A 9,492-nucleotide genomic window follows, 5' to 3' on the forward strand; every position below is an offset into this window, starting at 1 on the left:
GGTCTGCCTGATGCGCCGCGTCATCCGATTCTGCTGCCGCTGCGCGCCAGATCGCATTGCTCATGCAGATATCCCGAAGAGGGTGCCTTACAACGCCAGCATCAACCCGCTCAGGCGCTTGACCTTGCGCCGCAAGGCCTCTTCGAAGACGCCGTGACGCGGCTCGATCAGGCTGAACCAGTTCTTCGCCCGCGTGATGCCGGTGTAGATCAACTCCTTAGTCAGCACCGGGTTCAGCGCCTCGGGCAGGATCAGCGCGGTGTGGGCAAATTCTGAACCCTGGGATTTGTGTACCGTCATCGCATACACCGTTTCCACATCGTTGAGTCGGCTCGGCAGCACAAAGCGCACGCCACCGGCGCCGTCATTGCGCGGGAACGCCACGCGTAGCGCCTGACGATTTTCCTCCGGCGCCCCCTCGGGCAGCCGCAGCGCGATGCCGATGTCGCCGTTCATCAAGCCCAGCCCGTAATCGTTGCGCGTCATCAACACCGGACGGCCTTCGTACCATTGCTGATCGCTTTCGATCAACTGGGCGGCAAACAACGTTTGCGTGATACGCTGATTCAGCCCTTCGACGCCCCACGGCCCTTTACGCACGGCACAGAGCAGCTGAAACGCATCGAAGGCAGTCAACACCTGGCGCGCCCACTCGACACAGCGAGGGTCGTCGATCGAGGTCAGAACCTGCGGCCGCTGCGCGTGCATCACGGCCAGATAATGGCGATAGCCTTGCGGCCCATTGCCGTGGCCGTCGAGCAACAGGCGCGACAACGCACGGTCATGCTCGCCCTTGAGCACCAATGAATACAGGTCCTTGTAGCCGCCGTTGAGCAGAATCGCACGGGCGTCCTGATCCTGTTGCTGATTGACCAGTCTGGCCAGTTGACCAATGCCGCTGCCTGCAACGAAACGGCGGGAATGGCGCAACATCACCACTTGTTGAGCGAGTGCGTGTTGCACGTCGTCGCCCTGCTGCAAGCCGCTTCTGCTCAGGTCCTCACCACTGACCGACTCCAGCCACGCCTGCGTCTGCGGGCTGTACATTCCCGCTTCGGCGTCGCGGCACAAATCGCCCAGCACGGCACCGGCTTCGACCGAGGCAAGCTGATCCTTGTCGCCGAGCAGCACCATGCGCGCATGTGGCGGCAGGGCGTCCAGCAGATTGGCCATCATTTCCAGATCGATCATCGACGCCTCATCGACCACCAGCACATCCAGCGGCAGCGGATTGCCGGCGTGATGACGGAAATGCCGCGTGCCGGGACGACTGCCCAGCAAACGGTGAACGGTGGTCACATCGCTGGGGATTTTCTGCCGCACCGCTTCGGCCACTTGCAGCGACTGAACCTGATGGCTGATCGACTCGGTCAACCGCGCGGCCGCCTTGCCGGTCGGCGCTGCCAGACGAATGCGCAATGGCTTGCCGCTCTCCACTGCCGGCGACTGGAGCAGCGCAAGCAGGCGCACGACGGTGGTGGTTTTCCCGGTTCCCGGGCCACCGGTGATGATGCTGAACGCACCGCGCGTCGCCAGCGCGCAGGCCAGTTTCTGCCAGTCGATCAAGGCGTCGGCGGCATGATTCGCCGCACCGAACAACACGTCCAGACGCTGGGCAAGATCAACTGGTGCAGGTTCGGCCTGCGCCAGACGACGATGCAGCGCCGTGTCGATCCTGCGCTCATAGGTCCAATAGCGGCGCAAATACAGACGCCGATCAGATAACACCAAGGGTTTCTGCGCGGCGGCATCGGAACGATCGTCAGCCAGCGCAACCAGCTTGCTGCCGGCAAGTGCCTGACACCAGGTCGCGCCATCCAGCGCCTTGAGCAGCGTCGAGGGCAGCAGCATCGGCGTCGACAACACATCGCCTTCCGGCGGCAGCGACAGTGCGAAGTCCGGTTCCTTGAGCGTCTCGTGCAGGTCCAGACACACATGGCCGTGGCCTAACTGATGACTCGTGAGCGCCGCGGCCAACAGCACCAGCGAGTCCGCCGCCGGATCCAGATCAGCAAGAAACGCCACGAACGCCTTGTCCAGCGCGCGCAGCCAGCCGCGCTCGACCCAGCGCTCGAGCAACAACAGCAGATCCTCGACGCGGCTCAGTGGTTTGAGCGACGCGAGGCTGTCGGCATCCAGCGCGGTGGGCAGCAGATGGGCAAACGTGCGGTTCATGCGAATTCTCCAGACAGCACATCGTCTTCAAGCGCGGCGCGTCCCTGAAACAGCCGATCAAGCCCTTCGATCAGTTCGCGCGGCGGGCGGGTAAACCAGGCGCCCTGACTGGCTGCAAGACTGCCGCGCACAAACAGGTACACCGCGCCGCCCATGTGCAGGTCGTAGTCATAATCGGCCAGCCGCGCCTTGAGCTGACGATGCAACGCCAACAGATAAAGCACGTACTGCAGGTCGTAGCGGTTTTCCAGAATCGCGCTTTCCATCGCCGCAGCGGTGTACGCATCGTCGTCGACGCCCAGCCAGTTGGATTTGTAATCAGCCACGTAATAGCGGCCTTGATGCTCGAACGTAAGGTCGATGAAGCCCTTGAACATGCCGTTCAGTGACACCGTCTCCGCCGCCGCGCGAGGAGCGCCGTCATGGGTATAGCGGCGCACCAGCGCATCCAGCCGCGCCACGTCGACTTTCGAGCAGGCGAACCAGAACTCCATTTCCACCCGATACTGGTTCGGCTGATCCAACTGGCTCAGGGCGACCGGCTGATCAGCCTCACCCAGACGCAGCGGCATGCTCAGCAAATGCTTGAGCCAGTCAGTCAGCGTATTGATCCAGCCTTTCCAGTCACGTCGGTTACAGCGCTGGGCAACGACCTTTTCCAGCGCCTGAGGGTCCGCTGCGGCGTCGGCGAAACCTTTCTCGCCGGCCCATTCCAGCAAGCCGTGCAGAAAGGTGCCGGGATTGGGCCCACGGGGAAACCGATGAATGTCGCCGCCACTGGCTGGCGTTTCACGCGGGGCGTCGGGATCGAGTCGCTCGTCATCGAACAGCTTCTGCGCTTGCGGGCTGTCGGGCGATTGATCGCCGCTGTCGGTGATGATGTCGCCAATGCGCAGCGCACTGTAGGACGCAATCCACCAGTTCTCTCGGGCACTGCGTCGAGGCAGGCGCGGTTTGCTCAACGCGGCTTCGCTGCGCGGCGCACTGAAGGTTTCGGCGGTCGGTTCAGGCATCGGCTCGACATGCACCGTCGGCTGATTTTCGGCCAGCGACCGCAGCCACGAACCAAGCCCGGCCGACTCAGCCAACGGCTCGCCGCCGCCCAGCAGATAACCCAGCGCCGAACGATGCAGAATCGAGCCATTGGCATTGCCGCGCTTGAGGTCGGCGACGCCCAGCCAACACGCGTGCTGGGCCCGCGTCAGTGCCACATACAGCAGGCGCAGATCCTCGGCCAGACGCTCCTCGTCAGCCTGCTCGATCAACGCGGCCGTCGGCTGGAGGCTGATCTGCGCATGCCCGTCTGCGTCATGAAAGTGCAGCGGCAGGCGACTGCCATCGACCGGCTTGGTCGAACAAATGAAGGGCAGGAACACCAGCGGGTATTCCAGGCCTTTGGACTTGTGGATGGTGACAACCTTGACCAGTTGCTCGTCGCTCTCCAGACGCAGTATCTGCTCTTCTCCAGCCTGACCGGACAACGCCAGATGTTCGCCCAGATGGCGGATCAGCGCCTGTTCGCCGTCGAGTTCAGCGGCGGCCTGCTGCATCAGCTCGGACAAGTGCAACAAGTTGGTCAGTACCCGCTCGCCATCGCTGCGCTGGACCAGCGCTTGAGGCAGTTTGAAGTCGTGAAGCAGACGTCGCAGCATCGGCAACACCCCTTGCGTGCGCCAGATTCGCCGGTAGTCGCGAAACTGCATGACGCGGTTTTCCCACGCCAGTTCGTCCTGGTTGAGCAGCTCCAGCTCCGCCAGCGGCAGATCAAGCGTGATGCAGGCCAACGCAGCGCGCAGCGTACGCTCGGCGTCCGGCTCGGCGCAGGCTTTGAGCCAGGCCAGAAGATCGTGAGCTTCCTGAGCGGCGAACACCGAGTCCTTGTCGGACAGATAGACGCTGCGAACCCCTCGCGCGGACAGCTCGCCGCGCACGGCCTGGGCCTCTTTGCCATCGCGCACCAGAATCGCGATGTCCGCAGGCAACACACTCATCAACGCCTCGCCGGTCCTGGCAAATCCGGCCCGGCCCTGTTGACCTGCATTGAGCAGGCGCACGATCGCGCTCGCGCAGCTCGCCGCCATCTGCTGCCGATAAACTGCGCCGGAAACCGGTTGATCGCTCTCCAGTTGCCAGACATTCAGCGCCGCAACGACGCTGTCATCGAGATGAAAAACCTCTTTGCGGCCTTGCGAACCCACTGCCTGGAACGGCACCGGATTGTCGTGCGCACGGCGAAACAGAAAAGCTCCACGGCCGCTGACGCTTTGCTCCGCACGGGCGAACACATGGTTCACCGCCTCAACCATCGCGTGGCTGGAGCGGTAGTTGGTACCGAGCGTGTGCAAGCGCCCCGCGGTCGCATAGCGCGCACGCAGGTAGGTGTAGATATCGGCGCCACGAAACGCGTAGATCGCCTGTTTAGGATCGCCGATCAGGAACAGTCCGGTGCTTTCGTCGTTGGCTTCCAGGCGATAGATGCTGTCGAAAATCCGGTATTGCACCGGATCGGTGTCCTGGAATTCGTCGATCAGGGCAACCGGGAACTGCTCGCGAATCAAGGTGGCCAGACGCTCGCCGCCAGCCCCACGAAGCGCTGCATCGAGACGCAGGAGCATGTTGTCAAAGCCCATTTCCGCACGGCGTCTTTTCTCTTCCTCGAAACGCGCGCCTACCCATTGCGCGGCATGCTCGAGCACAGCGGCATCGGGCGTGGGCAACGTATCGAGCGCGACTTTCAATTCCACCATGGCTTCAAAGGCCGGGTGTGACGGAGGGTTGTTCTTCCAGGCTTCGGCGATGCCGTCGGGCGTCAGGCGGGTGAATCCGGTGCCAAGGTCGAGCTGCTCCTGTTCCTCATCATTGGCCCAGGCAATCAGCTTGTCGAACCAGGGCCTGAAATAACGCTCCTGCATCTTGCGTCCGTCGACCACCTTGCAGTTCACGCCGTCGATGCAGATCGCGTGCAGTTCAGCGGCCCAGTTCGCCCACGGCGATTTCAGGATTTTCAGCGTTTCGCGGCGCTCCTGGATCGACTGCTCGATCAGCTGAGTGGGCGTCTGCGTGACCGTGGCGCGTTCGCTGCCGAACAGTGCGCGCACGCGAGGCAACAGCGACGCAGGTCCGCCCCAGTTGTCACGCACCCAGTTGAGGGCGTCGCCGCTCATGGGATAGCAGAACTTGCGCCAGTAATCGCGCAACACTTCGCCGAGCAGATCGCTGTGATCGGTTTCCAGACTCTGGGTGAACAGGCTTCCACTGTCGAAGGCGTGCTCGCGCAACATGCGCTGACACCAGCTATGAATAGTCGAGACCGCTGCTTCGTCCATCCACTGCGCGGCGATGTCCAGTCGGCTCGCGCATCCGGCCCATTGCTCGGCGGCAAACTCGTTGCGCAGTTCGGCGATCAGCGCATCGGGCGCCTCGATCTCCTGACGGAAAAAACGGGCGGCTTCGGCCAGGCGTGTGCGGATACGATCGCGCAGCTCCTTAGTGGCTGCGTCAGTGAAGGTCACCACCAGAATCTGCGGCGGCAGAAGTTCCTGGCCGAAACCGGACATCTCGCCGCCGTGCCCCAGCACCAGACGCAGGTAAAGCGCAGAAATCGTAAAGGTCTTGCCGGTCCCGGCGCTCGCCTCGATCAGTTGGCTGCCTCGCAGCGGAAAACTCAAGGCCAGCGGTTGTTGTGCGTTGCTCATGCTGCGGCCTCCTCACTGGACAGCGATTGCCAGGGCGCCTCATAAACAGGCTTGTACAAAGACTCACACCAGCCCACGAATTCCTCGGAGTCCAGCAGGGCATCGAAATCCGGGAACTGCCGTGCAAGCGCGGTGCTTTGCGCACGCTCGCCTTGAGTGGTCTGACCGTCACCTTCGTACGTTTTGCGCGCGGCAGCCTGCGCCTTCGCTTCATCGCTCTGCCCCAGCCACGCAAAAGCGGTCTGCACCGCAACCGGCAACGGTCGCTGCATGCCCTGCTGCCAGGCCAGCAACAGGTTGTCGAGGGTACGGCGGGCCGTGTCCCGGTCAAGCGGCGACAACAGCAGCGTCTCGTCACTGGCCACCAGTGCGGTGGTCAGCGGCAGATCGCAGGCGCACGCCACCAGATGATTGACCCACGGCCTGATCAGGCGATGCCATTTGCGACTCTTCTTGCCGCCAATCGAATTCGGGATCGCAGAGACGGCCAGCAACTCGCCCTGAGCATTCCGATAAAGGCCGTCGAGCCAGCCGTCGAGCTCGACGCCTTGATGCTCGTAGGCAACCGGCAGCGCACTGTGCAGCCGCTCAGGCCATTTGAAGAGCAGCTCATGATAACGGCGCACCAGATCCGGCAGCGGTTCGATCAACTCATCCTGAAGCAGCGTTCCGAAACCTGCCATCGGCAGCAGCCCGCTGCTCTGCAAGCGGGTTGCTTGCGCTCTCAACGACTCATCGACGCTGTCAGGCTCGATCAATGCGGCTTGCAGCAAACTGTCGCTCAAGCCATAGCGCTCAAGCGCGTCGAGCACGAACGGCTCTTCATCGGCCAGCGGCGCCTCGGCGACCTCAAAGAATATCTTCAAGCGCAGACTGAAAAAATGTTTGACCGGGTTTCGCAGAAAATCCTGCAGCTGCATCAGGCTCAACGGCTCTTCTTGCACATGTTTTTCCAGCGTCCTGTCATCCGCCGCCTCCGTCGCGGCCTCATGGAGGACCTGCCATTCCCGGGCAAAACTGAAGAACTCCAGGCTCTCCTGAAAATACTTGGCGCTGAACGGCTGCAGCGGGTGCTCAAGTGTCAGTGCGTGCAGCAACTGTTGCCCAGGATCGCGTTTTTTGGCGTCCTCGGGTTCGACAGCCCCCTCCAGCCTCCAGCCACTTGCAAGATGATCGCGCAGCTGTCCGATCAGCACCGATGCGGGCCGTTCAGAATTGTCGCGAATGCTGCGTCCCACCCAACTGATATAGAGCTGGTCACGCGCAGACAGCAGCGCTTCGAGCAACAGATAGCGATCATCTTCCCGACGGGAACGGTCGCCCGGGCGGTAGTCGCTGCCCATGAGGTCAAAATCCAGCGGCGGCTGCGCACGCGGGTAATCACCATCGTTCATGCCCAGCAGGCAGACCACTTTGAAGGGGATCGCGCGCATGGGCATCAAGGTGCAGAAGTTGACGGAGCCAGCCAGAAAGCGCTGCGAAAGCCGGCCTTGATCCAGGCCCGCCAGCCAAGCCTCACGCACGACGGTCAAGGGAAGTATCTCGACCAGATCGACTGTTTCACAGGTTTGCAGCCAGGTTTCGCGCAACGTCTCCAACTGGCCGAGCAAGTAGTCGTCGTGCTCGCTTTCGGCACTGAAGAAAAGCTGCATCAGGGCCTGTAACCGTTCGCCCCAGACTTGCGGCGAGGCAGGCTGCGAAAGCTCGTTATGGGCGACTTGCAGCGCATCGATCAACGCAACCAGCGGCCCGATCAAGGCCGCGTCGAGTCCGCCGATTTCATCGTACGGCTCGATCTGGTCATATGCCTGCCCCGCACCGACTGCATAGCCCAGCAACATGCGGCGCAGACCGAAATGCCAGCTGTTCTGCTCCAGCGCCTCAGGTAAACCCAGACCTTCGCGTTGCCTGGCATTGAGCCCCCAGCGCACGCCTGCTCCTTCGATCCAGCGATGCAAAGTCGGCAGGTCACGCTCGTCAATCCCGAATCGAGCTCGCAAGGCGGGCACATCCAGCAGATCCAGAATCTCGCTCACCGGGAAACGGCTGTCGGGGATCTTCAGCAAATGCTCGACGGCAATGAGCAGCGGATCACGACCGCGCTGGCCCTGGTCTGCCAAGGTAAAGGGGATGAAGCGCTTGTCGTCTCGATCCAGTTGGCCGAAAACGGCGCGGATATGAGGCGCATAACTGTCGATGTCCGGGACCATGACGATGATATCGCGCGGCCGCAGTTGTGCATCATTGCCGAATCGTGCGAGGAGTTGGTCGTGCAACACCTCCACCTCGCGCTGCGCACTGTGAGCAACATGAAAGCGAATCGAGCGATCGACCTTGATGTCGACCGCAGGCCACAGCTCCCGCGTTTCGCTCAAAGGCCTGAGCTCGAGAATGTCATCCTGCAACTGATTCAGCATCGAGCGCGGTTCGTTTTCGCTGAACAGGTCGATGCGCCCGTCCCGGAAGATCGACCTGTAGCTGTTGGGATCATCGTGGCTGTCGAGCAGGTTGATGTAATCGCGCCCCTGTTTACCCCACGCCGCCAGCAGCGGATGAGCGTGCTGGTGCAATGCGTCCGGATTCAGCACCACAGGCATGCCGGCCTTTCTCGACTGACGTTTGTATTCGTGTCGCAGCAGGTCCTTGTCCGCCACGATATCGGCCCAGTGGTGACGACACGGGTTATGTACGCACAGCAAAACCTGGCTGAAACGCGCGAGGCCCGCGAGCGCTTCCAGCGCCTGTGCCGGAAGCGAAGAGATACCGAATACGATCACCCGGGCGGGCAAACCCGCAGGTGCCGTGGTCAGGCTGTTGATACGTTCGATGTACCGCTGATGCACACCGGCCCGACTCTGGGCCATGCCTTCGGCTCCAACATCATGGAGCAGCGCACGCCACAATTCCGCTTGCCAGCAGTTTTCGGGCTTGAGCGGTGTGACGTCGCCCCTGACGTTTCTGAGTTGATGCCGGCCCGCAGCCCAATCTTCCAGCCAGTCTGCGCGATATACCTGATACTGGTCGAAGAGGTCTGCGAGCCGCTCGGCCAACTGGTAGCGCTTGCGCAAATCGTTATCAGCGGTCAGAAATCGCTGCAATGGCTCGAAGTGCGGTTGATCTATGAGCGCAGGCAAGAGCCTCATCAAACGCCAGGTCAAAGGCGCCTTGTCCAGCAATGACGTCTCAGGAATCTGCTCCTTACCCAGCACCGCGCGGTACAGCTGCCACATGAAGCTACCCGGCAGTTGAACATCGATTGCCGCGGCGATACCGCATCCACCTTGGTCGTCATCCTGAGGGTCTTCAGCGAGTGCGAGCTTGAGCCATTGTGCAATCCCGTTGCTCTGCACCAGCGCGACTTCGTTCTCCAAGGGCGTAAGCGGGTAACGCCGCATCCAAGACACCACGAGACTGCGCAGTTCATCCAGGCGGTTGCCATGAACCACCATGAACCCGGGATTAAGGTTGGACGTCACCGGCATAACTGCTTCCTTGGCGTTTGAAGAGAGAGAAGACTAACAGAGGACGGGTGCATCGCAGACAGGGACTGCACGATGGAGGCTGAGGTTTTTCACGCGCAAAAACAAAACCCCATCTGCTTTCGCAAATGGGGTTCTGGAAT

At 61.8% G+C, this 9,492-nt stretch carries 3 protein-coding genes; all 3 read right to left on the reverse strand.

Going from position 1 to position 9,492, the window contains the following annotated elements:
• Positions 1 to 87: 87 nt before the first annotated feature.
• The 3 genes from recD to recC are packed head-to-tail and all read right to left on the reverse strand — an operon-like array spanning position 88 to position 9,352.
• Entirely contained in the window at positions 88 to 2,175 is a 2,088-nt protein-coding gene (recD, locus tag QRN36_RS27405) for an exodeoxyribonuclease V subunit alpha (RefSeq protein WP_285426842.1), read from the reverse strand.
• On the reverse strand, positions 2,172 to 5,870 hold the full coding sequence (gene recB, locus QRN36_RS27410) for an exodeoxyribonuclease V subunit beta (protein ID WP_285426843.1): 3,699 nt from the start codon (positions 5,868 to 5,870) through the stop codon (positions 2,172 to 2,174). Before recB ends, recD begins: the two co-directional genes overlap by 4 nt.
• Positions 5,867 to 9,352 (reverse strand): exodeoxyribonuclease V subunit gamma, encoded by a 3,486-nt coding sequence (recC, locus tag QRN36_RS27415; RefSeq protein ID WP_285426844.1) that lies wholly within the window; start codon positions 9,350 to 9,352, stop codon positions 5,867 to 5,869. Before recC ends, recB begins: the two co-directional genes overlap by 4 nt.
• Positions 9,353 to 9,492: the final 140 nt, after the last annotated feature.

This window comes from Pseudomonas sp. efr-133-TYG-103a, from assembly GCF_030209235.1.
Lineage (GTDB): Bacteria > Pseudomonadota > Gammaproteobacteria > Pseudomonadales > Pseudomonadaceae > Aquipseudomonas.